Source organism: Thioclava sp. F36-7, assembly GCF_002020075.1.
Lineage (GTDB): Bacteria > Pseudomonadota > Alphaproteobacteria > Rhodobacterales > Rhodobacteraceae > Thioclava > Thioclava sediminum.
This window is the reverse complement of record NZ_MPZR01000002.1, coordinates 256,694-274,109: the sequence shown is the minus strand read 5'-3', so window position 1 is coordinate 274,109 and position 17,416 is coordinate 256,694. Positions and strand designations below refer to the sequence as shown.

At 64.1% G+C, this 17,416-nt stretch carries 17 protein-coding genes; 7 read left to right on the top strand and 10 right to left on the bottom strand.

Features of this window, described 5'->3' with window-relative positions; genetic code table 11:
- Positions 1-5: 5 nt before the first annotated feature.
- Positions 6-743, bottom strand: a complete 738-nt coding sequence (locus tag BMI89_RS04190) for a M48 family metallopeptidase (RefSeq protein WP_078570168.1) — start codon at positions 741-743, stop codon at positions 6-8.
- A gap of 141 nt (positions 744-884) precedes the next feature.
- Between BMI89_RS04190 and BMI89_RS04185 the strand changes: the two genes are divergently transcribed.
- Positions 885-1,151 (top strand): hypothetical protein, encoded by a 267-nt coding sequence (locus BMI89_RS04185; protein WP_078569947.1) that lies wholly within the window; start codon positions 885-887, stop codon positions 1,149-1,151.
- Positions 1,152-1,178: 27 nt separating this feature from the next.
- On the opposite strand, the gene BMI89_RS04180 is transcribed toward BMI89_RS04185, so the two are convergent.
- Positions 1,179-1,427 carry a DUF167 domain-containing protein gene (locus BMI89_RS04180; RefSeq protein ID WP_078569946.1) on the bottom strand — a complete coding sequence of 83 codons (249 nt, stop codon included), beginning with the start codon at positions 1,425-1,427 and terminating at the stop codon, positions 1,179-1,181.
- Positions 1,428-1,535: 108 nt separating this feature from the next.
- Here BMI89_RS04180 and BMI89_RS04175 point away from each other — a divergent pair, with 108 nt between their 5' ends.
- Together BMI89_RS04175 and BMI89_RS04170 are read left to right on the top strand one after the other, a co-directional pair.
- On the top strand, positions 1,536-2,138 hold the full coding sequence (locus tag BMI89_RS04175; protein ID WP_078569945.1) for a nitroreductase: 603 nt from the start codon (positions 1,536-1,538) through the stop codon (positions 2,136-2,138).
- Positions 2,135-2,830: an EI24 domain-containing protein gene (locus BMI89_RS04170; RefSeq protein WP_078548420.1), complete on the top strand. Its 696-nt coding sequence runs from the start codon at positions 2,135-2,137 to the stop codon at positions 2,828-2,830. Before BMI89_RS04175 ends, BMI89_RS04170 begins: the two co-directional genes overlap by 4 nt.
- Before the next feature lie 22 nt (positions 2,831-2,852).
- Here BMI89_RS04170 and BMI89_RS04165 read toward each other — a convergent pair whose 3' ends face one another.
- From BMI89_RS04165 to mce, 3 genes are all read right to left on the bottom strand, one after another.
- Positions 2,853-3,428 carry a DUF4396 domain-containing protein gene (locus BMI89_RS04165; RefSeq protein ID WP_246831966.1) on the bottom strand — a complete coding sequence of 192 codons (576 nt, stop codon included), beginning with the start codon at positions 3,426-3,428 and terminating at the stop codon, positions 2,853-2,855.
- A gap of 160 nt (positions 3,429-3,588) precedes the next feature.
- A complete protein-coding gene (locus BMI89_RS04160; RefSeq protein ID WP_078569943.1) occupies positions 3,589-3,858 on the bottom strand; it encodes a DUF1467 family protein in 270 nt (89 codons plus the stop codon).
- A complete protein-coding gene (gene mce, locus BMI89_RS04155) occupies positions 3,858-4,262 on the bottom strand; it encodes a methylmalonyl-CoA epimerase (RefSeq protein ID WP_078569942.1) in 405 nt (134 codons plus the stop codon). Before mce ends, BMI89_RS04160 begins: the two co-directional genes overlap by 1 nt.
- A 169-nt stretch (positions 4,263-4,431) precedes the next feature.
- Between mce and BMI89_RS04150 the strand changes: the two genes are divergently transcribed.
- On the top strand, positions 4,432-5,142 hold the full coding sequence (locus BMI89_RS04150; RefSeq protein WP_078569941.1) for a response regulator: 711 nt from the start codon (positions 4,432-4,434) through the stop codon (positions 5,140-5,142).
- 68 nt (positions 5,143-5,210) lie between these two features.
- Positions 5,211-5,687 (top strand): hemerythrin domain-containing protein, encoded by a 477-nt coding sequence (locus tag BMI89_RS04145; protein WP_078569940.1) that lies wholly within the window; start codon positions 5,211-5,213, stop codon positions 5,685-5,687.
- Positions 5,688-5,841: 154 nt separating this feature from the next.
- Here the strand turns inward: BMI89_RS04145 and aspS are convergent, their stop codons facing one another.
- Entirely contained in the window at positions 5,842-7,620 is a 1,779-nt protein-coding gene (gene aspS, locus BMI89_RS04140) for an aspartate--tRNA ligase (protein WP_078569939.1), read from the bottom strand.
- A 243-nt stretch (positions 7,621-7,863) separates the two neighbouring features.
- Here aspS and BMI89_RS04135 point away from each other — a divergent pair, with 243 nt between their 5' ends.
- Positions 7,864-9,102, top strand: coding sequence for a cyclopropane-fatty-acyl-phospholipid synthase family protein (locus BMI89_RS04135; protein ID WP_078520487.1), 1,239 nt, complete (start codon positions 7,864-7,866; stop codon positions 9,100-9,102).
- Positions 9,103-9,283: 181 nt separating this feature from the next.
- Positions 9,284-12,613 carry a carbamoyl-phosphate synthase large subunit gene (gene carB / locus BMI89_RS04130; protein ID WP_078569938.1) on the top strand — a complete coding sequence of 1,110 codons (3,330 nt, stop codon included), beginning with the start codon at positions 9,284-9,286 and terminating at the stop codon, positions 12,611-12,613.
- Positions 12,614-12,696: 83 nt separating this feature from the next.
- Here the strand turns inward: carB and BMI89_RS04125 are convergent, their stop codons facing one another.
- From BMI89_RS04125 to BMI89_RS04110, 4 genes are all read right to left on the bottom strand, one after another.
- Complete coding sequence (locus tag BMI89_RS04125; RefSeq protein WP_093477057.1) at positions 12,697-13,437, bottom strand: GH25 family lysozyme; 741 nt, start codon at positions 13,435-13,437, stop codon at positions 12,697-12,699.
- Positions 13,438-13,636: 199 nt separating this feature from the next.
- Positions 13,637-14,152, bottom strand: a complete 516-nt coding sequence (locus BMI89_RS04120) for an EF-hand domain-containing protein (protein ID WP_168176769.1) — start codon at positions 14,150-14,152, stop codon at positions 13,637-13,639.
- A 93-nt stretch (positions 14,153-14,245) separates the two neighbouring features.
- Positions 14,246-14,590 (bottom strand): carboxymuconolactone decarboxylase family protein, encoded by a 345-nt coding sequence (locus BMI89_RS04115; protein ID WP_075774118.1) that lies wholly within the window; start codon positions 14,588-14,590, stop codon positions 14,246-14,248.
- A 277-nt stretch (positions 14,591-14,867) separates the two neighbouring features.
- A complete protein-coding gene (locus BMI89_RS04110; protein ID WP_078569936.1) occupies positions 14,868-17,369 on the bottom strand; it encodes an FAD-dependent oxidoreductase in 2,502 nt (833 codons plus the stop codon).
- Between the last annotated feature and the right edge of the window lie 47 nt (positions 17,370-17,416).

Here is a 17,416-nt window from a genome sequence, read left to right as displayed (position 1 = left end):
TTCCCTCAGCTGCCCGCCGGGATCTTGCCCGCACGCAACTGGGCGACGGTGTCGCGCACCACGTCGAAGCGCAGCTGATTGGGCGGATGGGTACCCAGCGTCTTGTCGCCCGGATCGGGCAGGCGCAGGAAGAACTGCGCGCCTTTGAGTGGATCGTAGCCCGCGTCCCATGTGATGATCGTGCCGAGCCGGTCGGCCTCCAGCTCGTAATCCTTGGAATAGAGCCGCGAGCCGATCTCGGCCCCGATCCGCCGCGCACGCTGCACAGTCAGGGGATCGGCGCCCTGCGCCTGCACCGCGCGCCCCAGATAGGCCGCCCCAACCGCCGCGTCGCGTTCGCGCGCCGCGATATGACCCGCGATGTGATGGGCGGCCTCGTGGCCGATCACGAAGGCCAGTTCGTCGGCATTGCGCACCTCGGCGATCATGGCGAGCGTCACCCCGATCACCGGGCGGCCGGAGCGATCGGTGGTCTGAAACGCATTCGCATCCAGATCGAGCCGGTCATCGACCACGAAGAGGTAATCGCAGTTGAGCTTTCGCGTGCGCTTGCGGCATTCCTGCTCGATCTGCGGCTCCATCCGGTCGCCCACAGCGACCAGCCGCGATACGGCCACTTCGGCGCGCTGCCTGTCTTCGGGCGAGATTTCGGTCTGCGGCATAGGCGCCATCGTCGGCACGCAGCCCGAAAGCAGCGTCACGGCGAGCGACAGGATTGCGAGGAGAAAACGGAAGGAAGGCATCGACGGGAAGCGCCCCTGAAAGAGGATTTCGCCCAGCTTAACCACTTGGCTCGCAGCAGCATAGCCTCCTGCACGCGATCGCCTGCAAGCAGCGGCGTGATTTCGCTTTTTCGGATCGAAAAGCCGCGCTAGCATGAGGACATGTTTACCATCGAACACGAATTCGACGCGACCGTGATCACCCTTGTCGACGAGGGGACGGATCCGCTTGATTATCTGCAGGAAGACATCACGATCAGTTCCTTCGAGGACTGCGTCGTGGTCGAACAGCTCGACGAGCAGACCGAGCAGGTGCAGACAATCACCTTCAGCCATGCCCAGCTGCGCGAACTCGCGGCGGCGCTCAACCTGCCCGAAGGCGTCTATCGCCTGAAGCAGACCGGAAGCACCTCCAGCGAGGACGGCTGACCCCCCTGCCCGCGCCGCGATGCACGCTCAATCGAGGCGGAACACCTTGTCGCGCGCGGTCTCGCCGCGGATCAGCGTCAGCCGCGATTTCGCGACGCCCAGCGCCTTTGCCAGCAATTTGACAACCGCCGCATTGGCCTTGCCGTTCTCCGGCACGACCGTGACATAGGCCCGAAGCCCTTCATCCCCCACGCGTATCTCGTTGCGCGACGCTTTCGGCGTCACGCGCAGCGCGATTTCGCTGCCCGGAATGGCAAGGTGGCTGAGATCCGTCATCGCCGCGCAGCATAGACCCTGCACAATGGCGCACAAGACAGTTGTCCATGCTGCGGTTGCAATCGCGCGCCGAGCGCCCGATATCTGGCGCAACAGACGGAGATTTTCATGACTGAACTGCCCGAAGTGAACCCGGCCGAGCGCAATGACGCGGCGATGGCTTTCCTTCTGACCCGCCGGTCGCGCCCGGCCAAGACCCTCAAGGCCCCTGCCCCCGATGAGGCCGCGCTGCGCGAGATCCTGACCGCCGGCGCGCGCACGCCCGATCACGGGAAGCTGGAGCCGTGGCGCTTCATCACCATCACCCGCGAGGCCGCGCAGCGTCTGGGCGCCGAGGCCGAGACCCGCGCGAAGGCGCAGGGCCTGCCCGAAGAGAAGATCGCCAAGGCGGGCAAGCAATTCCATGACAGCCAGCTTTGCGTGGCGGTGGTGTTCTCGCCCAAGGACAGCGAGAAGGTGCCGCAGGTCGAGCAGCTCTATTCGGCGGGCGCGGTCTGCCTGTCGCTTCTGAACGCGGCTCTCGCCGCGGGCTGGGGCGCGAACTGGCTCACCGGCTGGGCCGCGCATGACGAGGCCTTCGGGCGCGAGATGCTGGGCCTCAAGGACGGCGAAAGCGTCGCGGGCTTCATCCATCTGGGCACCGAAGGCGTGCAGCCTCCCGAACGCCCCCGCCCCGACCTCGACGCGATCACGACCCGGATTTCGGAATGATCATCTCGAGCTATGTGAAAGCCTGGGCCGATCTGCTGCGGCCCGGTGCGATGAAAGTCGTGGGCTTCGGCGTGGCCCTCTCGCTGGGCCTTCTGGTCGCGATCTATGTGGCGATGGTGATGCTGATCGGCTGGCTGGTGCCGGACAGCTTCTCGCTGCCCTTCATCGGCGAGATCGGCCATATCGATACCGCGCTGTCGATCGTCTCGGCAGGCGTGATCCTGTTTGCTTCAATCTTCCTGATGGTGCCCGTGGCCTCCGCCTTCACCGGCTTCTTCCTCGAAGACGTGGCCGAGATGGTGGAGGACGTGCATTACCCGACCCTGCCGCCGGTGCGCAAACTCACCTTCGCCGAAGGGATGCGCGACACGGTGCGGTTCTTCGGCGTGATCCTCGTGGCGAACATCATCGCGCTGATGATCTACCCATTCGTGATCCCGCTGGCGCCGTTTCTGTTCTTCGGGCTGAACGGCTACCTTCTGGGGCGTGAATATTTCCAGATGGCGGCCTTCCGGCGGATGGAGCGCGAGGCGGCCTTGGAGCTTTACGAGCGAAACAAGGTCACGATCTGGGCCGCGGGCGCGCTGATGGCGGTGCCGCTGTCGATCCCGCTTGTGAACCTCTTCGTGCCGGTACTGGGCGCTGCGGGCTTCACCCACCTGTTCCACGCGATCACCGGTCGCCGCGGGTGACGGGGCGGCGCCAACGCGCCGCTCACATCTCTTCCTTGATGCCCTTGCGGATCAAGAGCCAGTTCACCGGGTAGGCGGTCACGAAACCCGCCATCATCGCGATCTGCATGGCGAACCAGAATTCCGGGTCGGCGGCGTTGATCTCGGCGCCCCAGAGCCCTTTGAACACGGCGAAATGGAAGATCGCCATCATCCCGTACATGCCGATCTGCCACGAGGTGAGCGAGGCCACGTCAGCTTTCGCCGCCTCTTTCAGGCCTTTGGCGAGGCCGAGCCCACGCATCGGCGCAATCGAGAAATATTGGAACACGATCCCGATCGCGAGGGCGAAGACATAATCGAGTCCCCAGACCGCAAAGATCTTGTCTTCCCAAAAACCCGGCCAGCCGAATGCGATCAGCACCGCAGGAACCGCGAGCGCGAGGTTCTCGGCCAGAATATCGCCGAGAGTGCAGCCTGCGCCGCAATGGAGCGTCCCCTTCGCGACCGAGACCGGGAAGGGCGCATTGCCATGCCCCGGAAAGCGGCCATGCAACCAGATGACCAGCGGTCCGCCGAACAATCCGCAAATTGGCCAGACCCACGCCATGATGGCCATATGCGGCGGGTTCCGACGAACTTGAACGAGAAGATAGAGAAATGAGAGAACGCCTATAGCAAGCGATAACCAGCTCAGAACGGTAAACCAGTTTGGTGTCATGGGAGGCTCCTTTCAATAACCTCCCAACTCGCTCCGCTTTACTGGGTTCCTTGCGCGCCTAGCGGCGCAGCTGCCCGAAGAAGTCGATATCTTCCAAGGTGATGATCCCCGACAGCAGCACCGCCGCGATGACCGCCCAGAGCACGATGGTGACAATAGTGGTGATCTTCACCTTCGCGCCCAGATGCGCCTCGTGCGGCGCCCCTGCGGGGGTGCCCGGCACGACCTCGTCCACATCGCCTTGCGTCTTCAACCGCACCGGCAAGACCATGAAGAAGATCATGAACCAGATCACCGCGAAGAGGATGATGCCGCCTGTGAGGCTCATCAGACCTGCTCCAGTTCGACCAGGCAGCCGTTGAAGTCTTTCGGGTGCAGGAACAGCACAGGCTTGCCATGCGCGCCGATCTTCGGCTCGCCGCTGCCCAGAACGCGCGCGCCATCCGCTTTCAGCTTGTCGCGCGCCTCGAGGATGTCTTCCACCTCGAAGCACATATGATGGATGCCGCCCGCGGGGTTCTTCTCCAGAAAGCCGTTGATCGGGCTGTTCTCGCCCAGCGGGTAGAGCAGTTCGATCTTGGTGTTGGGCAGTTCGATGAAGACGACCGTGACGCCGTGATCGGGCTCGTCCTGCGGCGCGCCGACATTGGCACCCAGCGTGTCGCGATACTTGGCCGAGGCCGCCTCGAGGTCGGGCACGGCAATGGCGACATGGTTCAGGCGTCCGATCATCTGGGTCTCCTCCGGTAACGCGGGCGTTAAAAGGGGTAGCCGGGCGCGCGGCTTCGCGCAAGCCTTGCGGGGACAGTTGTGAACCCGGTTCGGATTAACGCAGTGTTAGGCAATCTGCGCCCTACTGATCGGACAAGCCGAATCCGATCGCAGCCGAAGGGGCCACGACATGAGCGACACGATCCCGACCCTGACCCGCATGCCGACGCCCGAACGCCCTCTGACCGGGCTGACGGTGCTCTTGGTGGAAGACAGCCGCTTCGCCTCGGAAGCCGTGCGGCTGTTGTGCCTGCGCTCGGGCGCGCGGATTCGACGCGCCGATTGCCTCGCCTCGGCGGATCGGCATCTCAAGACCTATCGGCCCTCGATCGTGATCGTGGATATGGGCCTGCCCGATGGCTCGGGAAGCGACCTGATCGCCGAGATACGCGGGACGCGTGGGCCGCATCCGGTGATCCTTGGGACCTCGGGCGACCCCGACCTGAAAAGCGCGGCCCTCGCGGCGGGCGCGGACGGGTTTCTGGAAAAGCCGATCGAAAGCCTCGCCGTATTCCAGGAAGCGATCCTGTCGACCCTGCCCGAAGAGATGCGACCGCTCGGCCTGCGCGCGCTTGCCGATCTTGTGATCGCGCCGGACCCGCTCGCGCTGCGCGACGACCTGCAACACCTCTCGGAACTGCTGCGCGACACCGAGGGGGCCGACACTCGCGCCTTGCCCTATGCCGCACATTTCCTTCATAGCATCGCGTGCTCGGCTCATGACGCGGCGCTGGACGATGCGGCGCAGCGCCTGAGGCGGTCCGGCGGCCCCTCACGCGAGGATATGACCCGGGTCACTCAGATTATAGATGCGCGGATCGCGGCGGCCGGGGCGTTCTGACGCAGCCGGGAACTGCCTGATCGACTTCGCGTTGCTCAAACAAGTCAAAGCAACCGGAGGACAGCCCGATGAGCTCGATCTACGACGCCATCAAGCAAGATCACGACAACCACCGCGCCCTGATGAAGAAGATCGCCGATACGTCCGGCGACAGCGCGGAGCGCACGCAGGCGTGGAATGAGTTCTATTACGACATCAAGTCCCACGCCGCCGCCGAGGAAGAGACCTTCTATTCCAAGCTGATGACCAAGACCTGGGGTCAGGACTCGGCGCGTCACTCGGTCGAGGAACATGCCGAGCTCGACGATCTGCTCGAGGAGCTCAACGAGATGGACATGGCGAGCCCCGGCTGGCTGAACAAGTTCCACAAGCTCGAGCATGACTACAATCACCACATGGACGAGGAAGAAGACGAAATCTTCGGCCGCGCCAAGGACGTGATCGACGAAAGCGAAATCGAGAACTACGGCGAGAAATTCCTCGAACGTAAGAAGAAGGAAATGAAGCTGGTCGACGAGAAGAAGGAAGACAGTCTCGAAGACTGATCGGGGTTTTAGGCTCAGGGTGGCTCGGCTTCGGCCAGAGCCCCTTCGCCTTATTCTTCTGCGCCTTTTGCGCTGGCGCGCTCCTCCGCCGCGAATAGCAAAAGGCCCCGCTCCATCCGGAACGGGGCCTTTTAAATCGGTAACCGTGCGAGGATCAGTCCTCTTGCGGCAGAACCCGCAGGCGCAACTCGCGCAGCTGTTCGTTCATCGGCTCCGACGGCGCGCCCATCATGAGGTCTTCGGCGCGCTGGTTCATCGGGAACATGATGACTTCGCGGATATTCGCGGTGTCGGCGAGGATCATCACGATCCGGTCGATGCCGGCGGCGCAACCACCGTGCGGCGGGGCGCCGTATTTGAACGCCTTGACCATGCCGCCGAAGCGCTTCTCGACTTCCGACGCCGGATAGCCCGCGATCTCGAACGCCTTGTACATGGTCTCGAGCTTGTGGTTCCGGATCGCGCCCGAGAGGATCTCATAGCCGTTGCAGGCGAGGTCGTACTGGTAGCCTTTGACCTGCAGCGGGTCGCCCTGCAACGCCTCCATCCCGCCTTGCGGCATCGAGAACGGGTTATGCGAGAAGTCGATCTTGCCCTCGTCATCGGCCTCGTACATCGGGAAATCGACGACCCAGGCGAACTTGAACTTGGTCTTGTCGGTCAGGCCCAGCTCTTCGCCGATCACGTTGCGCGCACGGCCTGCGACGCCCTCAAAACTCGACGGCGCACCGCCGAGGAAGAAGGCCGCATCGCCCTCGCCCAGACCCAGCTGCGCGCGAACCGCCTCGGTCCGCTCGGGGCCGATGTTCTTGGCCAGCGGGCCTGCGCCTTCGAGCGAGCCATCCTCGCTCTTGCGCCAGAAGATGTAGCCCATGCCCGGAAGGCCCTGTTCCTGCGCGAACTTGTTCATCCGGTCACAGAACTTGCGCGAGCCGCCCGTGGGGGCCGGGATCGCGCGGATTTCGGTGCCGTCCTGCTCGAGCAGTTTCGCGAAGATCGCGAAGCCCGAGTCGCGGAAGTGATCGGAGACCACCTGCATCTCGATCGGGTTGCGCAGATCGGGCTTGTCGGAGCCGTATTTCAGCATCGACTCGGCATAGGGAATGCGTGGCCAGTTCGGATCGACCGTACGACCGTCGGCGAATTCCTCGAACACACCCTGGATCACCGGCTGCATCACGTTGAAGATGTCTTCCTGCTCGACGAAGCTCATCTCGACGTCCAGCTGGTAGAAGTCGGTGGGCGAGCGGTCGGCGCGCGGGTCTTCGTCACGGAAGCACGGCGCGATCTGGAAATACTTGTCGAAGCCGCCGACCATGATCAGCTGTTTGAACTGCTGCGGCGCCTGCGGCAGCGCGTAGAACTTGCCCGGATGCAGACGCGACGGCACGAGGAAGTCGCGCGCGCCTTCCGGCGACGACGCGGTGATGATCGGCGTCTGGAACTCGTTGAAATCGGCGTCCCACATGCGTTTACGCATGGATTTCACGACGTTGGAGCGCAGGATCATCTTGTCATGCAGGCTCTCGCGACGCAGGTCGAGGAAGCGATATGACAGACGGGTTTCTTCGGGATATTCCAGCTCGCCGAAGACCGGCAGCGGCAGTTCCTCGGACTCGCCCAGGATTTCGATGTCGCGGACATAGACCTCGATCTCGCCGGTCGGGATCTTCGGGTTGATCAGGCTCTCGTCGCGCAGCTTCACGGTGCCGTCGATGCGGATCACCCATTCCGAGCGCGTTTTTTCCATCGTCTTGAAGGCGGGGCTGTCGCCGTCACAGAGCACCTGCGTCATACCGTAATGATCGCGAAGATCGATGAAGAGCACCCCCCCGTGATCGCGCACGCGATGGACCCAGCCCGCGAGGCGGACGGTCTCACCGGCGTTGGCGGCGCTCAGATCTGCGCAGGTATGGCTGCGAAAGGCATGCATGGGAGGCTCCCCGGATCGAGAATTGCGTATAGTCGCGCCGATACACCCGTTGAGCGCGCAAAAGTCAAGCTGTGCGGAGGCACACAGGCCCGTCTCGAGCTGTTCACGCGCGCGTGGCTCGAAAAATTGTAAATTTTCGGTTAACTTCAGAGACAACGGGAACTTTGGTAATTTCACAAAGGTTGCCGTCATGAAGGCTAACGCTGGAGCCTGCCAAGCCCCGGCATGATCCGGAGAGACCATATGAGAGCTTGGGACTCGCTTCTCGACCGTATGTTGCGCCACCTGATCCGCAGGGGCACGCTCGAACTCGTCTATTCGGACGAGACGCTCAGACGCTACGGCGACGGCACCGGAGACCCGGTCCGCGTCACCATCGAAAACCCCGACGTAACGCGCAGGATCGTGCTCCGGCCCGATCTCGGCGTCGGCGAAGGCTATATGAACGGCGATTACACGATCGCGAATGACGATTTGCGTGGCTTTCTCGCCCTCGCGATCCGCAACCAGACCGGATCCGGCATGCCGTGGTTCGAGAAACCGCGCGAGGCGAGCCGTTTCTTCGGCCGCCGCTTCGCGCAGTTCAACCCGGTCAACAAGGCGCGCACCAATGTGGCGCATCACTATGACCTGTCGGGCGAGCTTTATGACCTCTTCCTCGATGAGGACCGGCAATATAGCTGCGCCTATTTCGAGCGCCCCGACATGACGCTGGAAGAGGCGCAGGAGGCGAAGAAACACCATATCGCCAAGAAGCTGTTGATCGAGCCGGGCATGACCGTTCTCGATATCGGTTGCGGCTGGGGCGGCATGGCGCTGACGCTGGCACGCGATTTCGGCGCGAATGTCGTCGGCGTGACGCTGTCCACCGAACAGCACGCGCTGGCCCGAAAACGGGTTAAGGAAGCCGGGCTCGAAGACAAGATCGACATCCGCCTGACCGATTACCGCGATGTGACCGACAAGTTCGACCGGATCGTCTCGGTCGGCATGTTCGAACATGTCGGCGTGCCGCATTACCGCGAGTATTTCTCGAAGGTGCGCGAGCTGTTGAAACCGGGCGGCGTTTCGCTGATCCATTTCATCGGACGCTCGGGCCCCGGTGGCGCGACCGCCGATTTCATCACGAAATACATTTTCCCCGGCGGCTATTGCCCGGCCATGTCGGAAGCGTCGAATGCGGTCGAGCATGAAGGCCTCATCACCACCGACCTCGAGGTCTGGCGGCTGCATTACGCGGAAACGCTGCGCCATTGGTGCGATCGGTTCGAGGCGAATATCGACAAGGCCGTCGCGCTGTATGACGAACGGTTCTGCCGGATGTGGCGCTTCTATCTCGTGGCGTCCGAGATGGCCTTCCGCCATGGCGGGCAGGTCGTGTTCCAGTATCAGCTCGCCCACGAGGTGGGCGACGTGCCCCTGACGCGCGACTACCTCTATCGCGACGAAGACGAACAGGAACACCGGCTGGCCGCCGAATAGGCCAGCCTCCCCCGACCGGGCCGAATTTACGCCGCTCGCCCTCTGGCGCAGCGCCCGACAGGCTTGGGCGCGCGCCCTCGCGTCACCCTGCAACCCGGCTATCGCGTCCTGACCCTCTTGCGACGCCTGACCCTTTGCGTATAAAGCGCCTCAATTTGCGCAGTGACCAGAGGGGATTCCCATGCCGAAGAGAACAGACATCACGTCAATCCTCATCATCGGCGCCGGGCCCATTGTGATCGGGCAAGCCTGCGAGTTCGACTACTCGGGCGCCCAGGCCTGCAAAGCCCTTCGTGAAGAAGGCTACCGCGTCATCCTCGTAAACTCGAACCCGGCGACGATCATGACCGATCCGGGGCTCGCCGACGCCACCTATATCGAACCGATCACCCCGGAAGTCGTCGCCAAGATCATCGAGGCCGAGCGCCCCGACGCGGTGCTGCCGACGATGGGCGGCCAGACCGGCCTGAACACCGCGCTGGCGCTGGCCGATATGGGCGTGCTGGAGAAATTCGGCGTCGAGCTGATCGGCGCGAACCGTGACGCGATCGAGATGGCCGAAGACCGGAAGCTCTTCCGCGAGGCGATGGACCGGATCGGCCTCGAGAACCCGAAAGCGACCATCGTGTCCTCGCCCAAGCGCGAGAACGGCACCTATGACGTCAACGAGGGCGTGCGTCAGGCGCTGCTCGAACTGGAGCATATCGGCCTGCCCGCGATCATCCGCCCCGCCTTCACGTTGGGCGGCACCGGCGGCGGCGTCGCCTATAACCGCGAAGATTACGAGCGCATCTGCCGCTCGGGCCTCGACGCCTCCCCGATGAGCCAGATCCTCGTCGACGAGTCGCTGCTGGGCTGGAAAGAATTCGAGATGGAGGTCGTGCGCGACAAGGCCGACAACGCCATCATCGTCTGCGCCATCGAGAACGTCGATCCGATGGGCGTCCATACCGGCGACTCGATCACCGTGGCGCCCGCGCTGACGCTGACCGACAAGGAATATCAGATCATGCGCAACGGCTCGATCGCCGTGCTGCGCGAGATCGGCGTGGAGACCGGCGGGTCGAACGTGCAATGGGCGATCAACCCCGAAGACGGCCGCATGGTCGTGATCGAGATGAACCCGCGCGTGTCGCGCTCCTCGGCGCTGGCTTCCAAGGCCACCGGCTTCCCGATCGCCAAGATCGCCGCGAAGCTGGCCGTTGGCTACACGCTGGACGAACTCGACAACGACATCACCAAGGTCACGCCCGCCTCGTTCGAGCCGACCATCGACTATGTCGTCACCAAGATCCCGCGCTTCGCCTTCGAGAAATTCGCAGGCTCCAAGCCCGAACTGACCACCGCGATGAAATCGGTGGGCGAGGCAATGGCGATCGGCCGGACCTTCCACGAATCCGTGCAGAAAGCGCTGGCCTCGATGGAGACCGGCCTCAGCGGCTTCGACGAGATCGAGATCGAAGGCGCGCCCGAGAAAGCAGCCGTCATCAAGGCGATCTCGCAGCAGACGCCCGACCGGATGCGCCTCATCGCACAGGCGATGCGCCACGGGCTGAGCAATGACGAGATCCAGCACGCGACCTCCTTCGACCCGTGGTTCCTCGCCCGGATCCGCGAAATCGTCGAGGCCGAGAACGAGATCCGCAAGAAGGGCCTGCCGCTCGACGAGAAGGGCCTGCGCAATCTCAAGATGATGGGCTTCTCGGATGCGCGTCTGGCCACGCTGACCGGCCGTGACGAAGCGCAGGTCCGCCGCGCCCGCCGCAACCTCGGTGTCACCGCGGTCTTCAAGCGCATCGACACCTGCGCCGCCGAATTCGAGGCGCAGACGCCTTACATGTATTCAACCTATGAAGCCCCCGCGATGGGCGAAGTCGAATGCGAGGCACGTCCCTCCGACAACAAGAAAGTCGTCATCCTCGGCGGCGGTCCGAACCGGATCGGCCAGGGGATCGAGTTCGACTATTGCTGCTGTCACGCCTGTTTCGCGCTGACCGATGCGGGTTACGAGACCATCATGGTCAACTGTAACCCCGAGACCGTGTCGACCGACTACGACACCTCGGATCGTCTGTATTTCGAGCCGCTCACGCTGGAGCATGTCCTCGAAATCCTGCGGGTCGAGCAGGATAACGGCACGCTGCACGGCGTGATCGTCCAGTTCGGCGGCCAGACGCCGCTGAAACTCGCGAACGCGCTGGAAGCCGAAGGCATCCCGATCCTCGGCACCACGCCCGACGCGATCGACCTCGCCGAAGATCGCGAGCGGTTCCAGGACCTGCTCAACCGTCTTGACCTGAAGCAGCCTGTCAACGGCATCGCCAGCTCGGACGAGCAGGCCTTCGAGATCGCGGGCCGCGTCGGCTATCCGCTGGTGATCCGCCCCTCCTACGTGCTGGGCGGCCGCGCGATGGAGATCGTGCGCGACCTCGACCACCTCAAGCGCTATATCAAAGAGGCCGTGGTGGTCTCGGGCGACAACCCGGTGCTGCTCGACAGCTATCTGGCCGGCGCGATCGAGGTTGACGTGGATGCGCTCTGCGACGGCGAAAGCGTCCATGTCGCGGGCATCATGCAGCATATCGAGGAAGCTGGCGTCCACTCGGGCGACTCGGCCTGCTCGCTGCCGCCCTACTCGCTGAGCCCCGAGATTGTAGCCGAGCTGAAGGTGCAGACCGAGAAGATGGCCAAGGGCCTCAACGTGGTCGGCCTGATGAACGTGCAGTTCGCGATCAAGGACGGCGATATCTACGTCCTCGAGGTCAACCCGCGCGCCTCGCGCACCGTGCCCTTCGTCGCGAAAGCTACCGACTCGGCCATCGCGTCGATCGCAGCGCGTCTGATGGCGGGCGAGAAGCTGTCGGCCTTCCCGGCGCGCCCGCCCTACCCCGAAGGCGTCGGCCCCGACACGCCGCTGCCCTTCGCCGATCCGCTGACTCTGGCCGACCCGCAAACGCCGTGGTTCTCGGTCAAGGAAGCCGTGCTGCCCTTCGCCCGCTTCCCGGGTGTCGACACGCTGCTCGGCCCGGAAATGCGCTCCACCGGCGAGGTGATGGGCTGGGATCGCGACTTCCCCTCGGCCTTCTGGAAAGCCCAGCTGGGCGCGGGCACCGTGCTGCCCGAAAGCGGCCGCGTGTTCTTCTCGATCAAGGACTCGAACAAGACCGACGATCTGGCCGAAGCCGCCGCATCGCTGGTCTCGATGGGCTTCACCATCGTCGCCACCGGCGGCACCGCCGCATGGCTCGCCGAACATGGCGTGGAAAGCGAGAAGGTTCTGAAGGTCTATGAGGGCCGCCCGAACATCGTCGACCGGCTGAAGAATGACGAGATCGACCTCGTCTTCAACACCACCGACGGCAGCCAGGCGATCTCGGACAGCCGCGACATCCGCGCGGTCGCGCTCTATGACAAGATCCCCTACTTCACCACCGCCGCCGCCTCCATCGCCGCCGTCTCGGCGATCAAGAGCCGCAAAGAGGGCGAAGTGAGCGTGCGTTCGCTGCAATAAGCGATCGCACCGGGTTCAAGACAAAGGCCGCACGGAGCGATCCGCGCGGCCTTTTCATATTCCCTGAGGGCGCTGCGCCCGGGTCACGCCCGCTGTGCCCGCCGCGCGAGCCAGCTTTGCCACGCGGCCGGAGAGCCCGCGAAGGCGTTCATGTCCACGTTCCCCGGCACGCCCGGCACGACACCCGTGCCGCTATACTGCCAGAAGCTCCAATCGGCGCCGGGGTAGCGTTCCATCGGGTGCGCGGTGACCGAGCGCAGCCACATTTCATAGCCGGAGAAGCGCGACAGATCGTTGTCACGCCAGAAATCGATCGTCGTGTAGATCACCGGGCGCGTGCCGTAATGACGCGTCAGGGCCGCGAGGAAACGGTGCATCTCGGCGCGGGTGACATGGGCCGCAGGACGACGCTGGCAGGTACGCGAGGTGTGGTTCCACTCGATATCCAGCACGGGCGGCAGATCGCCCCGGCGGCGCGGCACGTTGCGGATATACCAATCGGCCTGCTCTTCGGGGGAGCGGCAGAAGTAATAGAAGTGATAGGCCCCGACCGGCACGCCCGCCGCCCGCGCGCGGGTCGCGTTGATGTGGAAACCCGGATCGGAGTGATCGCCCCCTTCGGTCGCCTTGAGCCACGCGAAGGACACCCCCGCCGCGCGCGCCCGGCGCCAGTCGATCTCGCCCTGATAGCGCGCCGCGTCGATCCCGTGCACCGGCAACCGCGCCGGCGCCAGACCTTCCCAATCATGCGGGTCGGTATCGCCGAAGCGCGCGGGAATGCCGCTCGCCCGGTAGTTCGAGGCCGACAACACTGCCGGACGCATCAATTTGGCCTGCTTGCCACTTGGCGCGCCGCCGCAGCCCGCCAAGGCCAAGGCTGCGCCCGAGACGAAGAACCTGCGTGAAATCCCCATGCTCACTCCCCCGTGATTTTTTCCCAGCCTCTCATGCAAACGCCCGCCTGTCATCGCTGACAGGCGGGCGTCTTTTGACATCGGCGAGGCTTCGCCTAAGAGGGGGCGCTCAGCTCCGGGGGCCGAAATCGGCTTTGGTCAGGACGCCATCACCGTTGCGATCGCGCATCGCGAACCACCGATCGGTGCCACCCACGAATTCCGCGCGCGAGATCACCCCGTCGCCATTCGCATCGAAGGCCCGCAGCCCCTCGGCCGTCGGGATATCGTGGCCCGAGCGCATCGCGTTGCGGCCCTGACCCTGTCGCTTGCCGGGTCCCTGCCCCATGCCCTCGGGTATCTGATGCCCCGGACCTTTGCCGGCTTCGCGCTCCATTTCCTTATGCTCGTCGATCATCGCGATTTCCGCGACGGAGTAGGCGTCGTCCTCGTTCGCGTCGAACATCGTGAAGATGTCGCCGCGCCGCTCGCGGGCTTCGGACAGCGTGACGCCGCCATCGCCATCGAGATCCCATTGCAGGAGGAATTCCTGCCCCGGCACCGGGGCGGTTTGCGCGAACCCCGGTGCGGCACCGAGCAGCAGTGCGGCGGCAAACGGGGCGGCGAGAGAAGCGATGCGTTTCATCTGTCTGTCCTTCATTAGATATGTCGCTAATGAAACGAAACGGCGCGCGCCTTTCCGGCGCGGGCCTGACAACATGTCGCAGAGCGGGACAGTTCAGCCTTTCGCGGCGGCCAGCTCGTCCCAGCAGGCCAGCGCGTGACCGGCATACATCACACCCGGGCCACCGCCCATCTGGATCGCCATGGCTAGCACGTCGCCCAGTTCCTCGCGCGTGCCGCCCGCCTTCATCAGCGCCTCGACATGGAACATGATGCAGGGCTCGCAACGCAGCACGACCGCCATACCGAGCGCGATGAATTCCTTGGTCTTCACATCGAGCGGCCCGTTCTCCTTCACGGCCTTCGACAGCACGCCAAAGCCGCCGACAGCGTCGGGGATCGTCTTGTTCATCACGCGTAGCTCGTTGCGCATCTCGTCGATTTTCGCCTTGTAGCTCATCGGAGGTCTCCTTCGCATTTCGTCCCTCGCGGCGTGACACGGGGCGCGGGCGAAATCCTTGACCTGCGTCAAGCCAACGGGATGGCGCTGCGTGATTTGACCAAAGTTGAGGGGGCTCCGCCCCCGGCGCGGGACGCGCGCCTCCCCCGGGACATTTTCACCAAGCCGAAGACAGCAAAGTTTTCCCCTTCGCCTTGGCGCAAATATCCCGGGGGGTGAATTCGCGCAGCGAAAAGGGGGGCAGAGCCCCCCTTCTCCGGTCTCAATCAATCGAGGCTCAGCCGTCGACGCGGATGCGTGCGTTGCTCGGATCGTGCGGGCTGTCCTCGGTCACTTCCGCCGGATAGTCGGCACCGAGGATGCGCACGGAAAGCTTGGTGCCCGGCTCGGCCAGATCGGGGCGCACATAGCCCATGCCGATCTGCTTGCCGAAGGCCACCGACCAGCCGCCCGAGGTCAGACGCCCGACCTTCTCGCCATCCTGTTTGATCACTTCCTTGCCCCAGGGATCGGCATCGTCCGGCCCGTCGATCAGAAGCGTCACGCATTTCGAGCGGATGCCGGTGTCGAGCATCGCCTGCTTGCCGGTGAACTCCTTCTCGAGGTCGATGAAGCGGTCGAGACCTGCTTCCTGCGGGGTCGCATCGCGGCCCAGCTCATTGCCGAAGGCGCGGTAGCTCTTCTCCTGACGCAGCCAGTTCTGGGCGCGTGCGCCGACGAGCTTCATGCCGTGCTTCTCGCCCGCCTCGACCAGCAGATCCCAGAGGTAGCGGCCGAATTCGACGGGGTGATGCAGTTCCCAGCCCAGCTCGCCCGTATAGGCCACGCGCACGGCACGGACCGGGCACATGCCCAGCTCGATATTGCGCATCGAGAGCCACGGGAAGCGCTTGTTCGACAGCACCGTCTCCGGATAGGCGTCCTTGACCACCTCCTGCAGGATCTTGCGGGCATTGGGGCCTGCCAGCGCGAAGACACCCCATTGCGTGGTCACGTCGTGGCAATCGACATAATCGCCGCCCGCGGCGCGGAAATCCTCGATCGATTTACGCAGGAAGTCACCGTCGTAATCGGTCCAGGCACCGGCAGAGATCAGGTAGTACTCGTCCTCGGCCAGACGCACGATCGTGTATTCGGTGCGGGTCGTGCCGGCTGCGGTCAGCGCGTAGGTCAGGTTGATCCGGCCCACTTTCGGCAGCTTGTTGCAGGAGAAGGCATCGAGGAAAGCGGTCGCGCCGGGGCCGCGCACCATATGTTTGGTGAAGGCGGAGGCGTCGATCAGGCCAGCGGTGTCGCGCAATGCCTCGGCCTCGGCCTTGGCATATTGCCACCATTCCCCGCGACGGAACGAGCGGCTGTCATGGTCGAAGCTCGAGGGCGCATCCTTGGGCCCGTAATAGTTCGGGCGTTCCCAGCCGTTGGTCTGGCCCATCTGCGCGCCTGCCGCGATCTGGCGATCATAGGCGGGGGCGGTGCGCAGCGGACGGCAGGCTTCGCGCTCCTCATCGGGATGGTGCAGAATGAAGACGTGCTCATAGGCCTCTTCGTTCTTGCGCGCCGCGTATTCGGTGGTCATCCAGCTGCCGTACCGCTTGGGATCGAGCGAGGCCATGTCGATCTCGGCTTCGCCCTCGACCATCATCTGCGCGAGGTAATAGCCGGTGCCGCCCGCGGCGGTGATGCCGAAGGAGAAGCCTTCCGCCAGCCACATGTTGCGCAGGCCCGGCGCGGGGCCGACCAGCGGGTTGCCGTCGGGGGTGTAGCAGATCGGGCCGTTGAAATCGTCCTTCAGGCCAACTTCCTCGGAGGTCGGCAGACGATGGATCATCGACATGTATTCTTCTTCGATGCGCTCCAGATCGAGCTGGAACAGATCGGCGCGGAAGGTCTCCGGCACGTCATAGAGGAAGCGCGCGGGCGCGTTGCGCTCATAGGGGCCGAGGATCCAGCCGCCGCGCTCTTCGCGGACATACCATTTCGCATCGGCATCGCGCAGCACCGGGTGCTCGGGATTGCCCTCGGCACGCCATTTCACCAGCGCCGGATCTGCATCGGTGACGATGAACTGGTGCTCGACCGGGATCGCGGGGATCTTGATGCCCAGCAGGCGCGCGGTGCGCTGCGCGTGGTTGCCGGTGCAGGTCACGACGTGTTCGGCGCGGATCTCGATCTCTTCGCCGGAGCCGACGAGGTTACCGCCCTTCTCGACCATCTTCTCAAGCGTGACGACCCATTCCGAGCCGGTCCAGCGATAGGCGTTGACCTGCAGCTTGCGCGCGATCTCGGCACCGTGCTGGCGCGCGCCCTTGGCCATCGCCTGCGTCACGTCGGCGGGGTTGATATAGCCGTCCTGCGGGTGGAACAGCGCGCCCTTGAGGTCTTCGGTGTTCAGAAGCGGCCAACGCTCCTTCATCTGCGCGGGCGTGAGGAACTCGTGATAGACATCCGCGGTCTCGGCGACGGAGGAATAGAGCTTGTATTCGTCCATCCGCTCTTGCGTCTGCGCCATGCGCAGGTTGCCCACGATCGCGAAGCCCGCATTCAGCCCGGTCTCGGCCTCAAGCGTCTTGTAGAAATCGACCGAGTATTTGTGGATGTGGGTCGTCGCGTAGCTCATGTTGAACAGCGGCAGCAGACCCGCCGCGTGCCAGGTCGAGCCCGAGGTCAGCTCGTCGCGCTCGATGAGCAGCGTGTCCCAGCCCGCCTTGGCAAGATGGTAGGCGACACCGCACCCGACTGCGCCGCCACCGACGACCAAAGCTTTCACATGGGATTTCATCGCGGGGCCTCCTTGCCGATACGGACGTAGGGGCAGATTGACCCTCA

Bases quoted from the DNA above. Each gene is read 5' to 3' on its own strand.
- BMI89_RS04190 (WP_078570168.1), bottom strand. From the start codon at position 743: ATGCCTTCCTTCCGTTTTCTCCTCGCAATCCTGTCGCTCGCCGTGACG.
- BMI89_RS04185 (WP_078569947.1), top strand. From the start codon at position 885: ATGTTTACCATCGAACACGAATTCGACGCGACCGTGATCACCCTTGTC.
- BMI89_RS04180 (WP_078569946.1), bottom strand. From the start codon at position 1,427: ATGACGGATCTCAGCCACCTTGCCATTCCGGGCAGCGAAATCGCGCTG.
- BMI89_RS04175 (WP_078569945.1), top strand. From the start codon at position 1,536: ATGACTGAACTGCCCGAAGTGAACCCGGCCGAGCGCAATGACGCGGCG.
- BMI89_RS04170 (WP_078548420.1), top strand. From the start codon at position 2,135: ATGATCATCTCGAGCTATGTGAAAGCCTGGGCCGATCTGCTGCGGCCC.
- BMI89_RS04165 (WP_246831966.1), bottom strand. From the start codon at position 3,428: ATGGCCATCATGGCGTGGGTCTGGCCAATTTGCGGATTGTTCGGCGGA.
- BMI89_RS04160 (WP_078569943.1), bottom strand. From the start codon at position 3,858: ATGAGCCTCACAGGCGGCATCATCCTCTTCGCGGTGATCTGGTTCATG.
- mce (WP_078569942.1), bottom strand. From the start codon at position 4,262: ATGATCGGACGCCTGAACCATGTCGCCATTGCCGTGCCCGACCTCGAG.
- BMI89_RS04150 (WP_078569941.1), top strand. From the start codon at position 4,432: ATGAGCGACACGATCCCGACCCTGACCCGCATGCCGACGCCCGAACGC.
- BMI89_RS04145 (WP_078569940.1), top strand. From the start codon at position 5,211: ATGAGCTCGATCTACGACGCCATCAAGCAAGATCACGACAACCACCGC.
- aspS (WP_078569939.1), bottom strand. From the start codon at position 7,620: ATGCATGCCTTTCGCAGCCATACCTGCGCAGATCTGAGCGCCGCCAAC.
- BMI89_RS04135 (WP_078520487.1), top strand. From the start codon at position 7,864: ATGAGAGCTTGGGACTCGCTTCTCGACCGTATGTTGCGCCACCTGATC.
- carB (WP_078569938.1), top strand. From the start codon at position 9,284: ATGCCGAAGAGAACAGACATCACGTCAATCCTCATCATCGGCGCCGGG.
- BMI89_RS04125 (WP_093477057.1), bottom strand. From the start codon at position 13,437: ATGCGTCCGGCAGTGTTGTCGGCCTCGAACTACCGGGCGAGCGGCATT.
- BMI89_RS04120 (WP_168176769.1), bottom strand. From the start codon at position 14,152: ATGAAACGCATCGCTTCTCTCGCCGCCCCGTTTGCCGCCGCACTGCTG.
- BMI89_RS04115 (WP_075774118.1), bottom strand. From the start codon at position 14,590: ATGAGCTACAAGGCGAAAATCGACGAGATGCGCAACGAGCTACGCGTG.
- BMI89_RS04110 (WP_078569936.1), bottom strand. From the start codon at position 17,369: ATGAAATCCCATGTGAAAGCTTTGGTCGTCGGTGGCGGCGCAGTCGGG.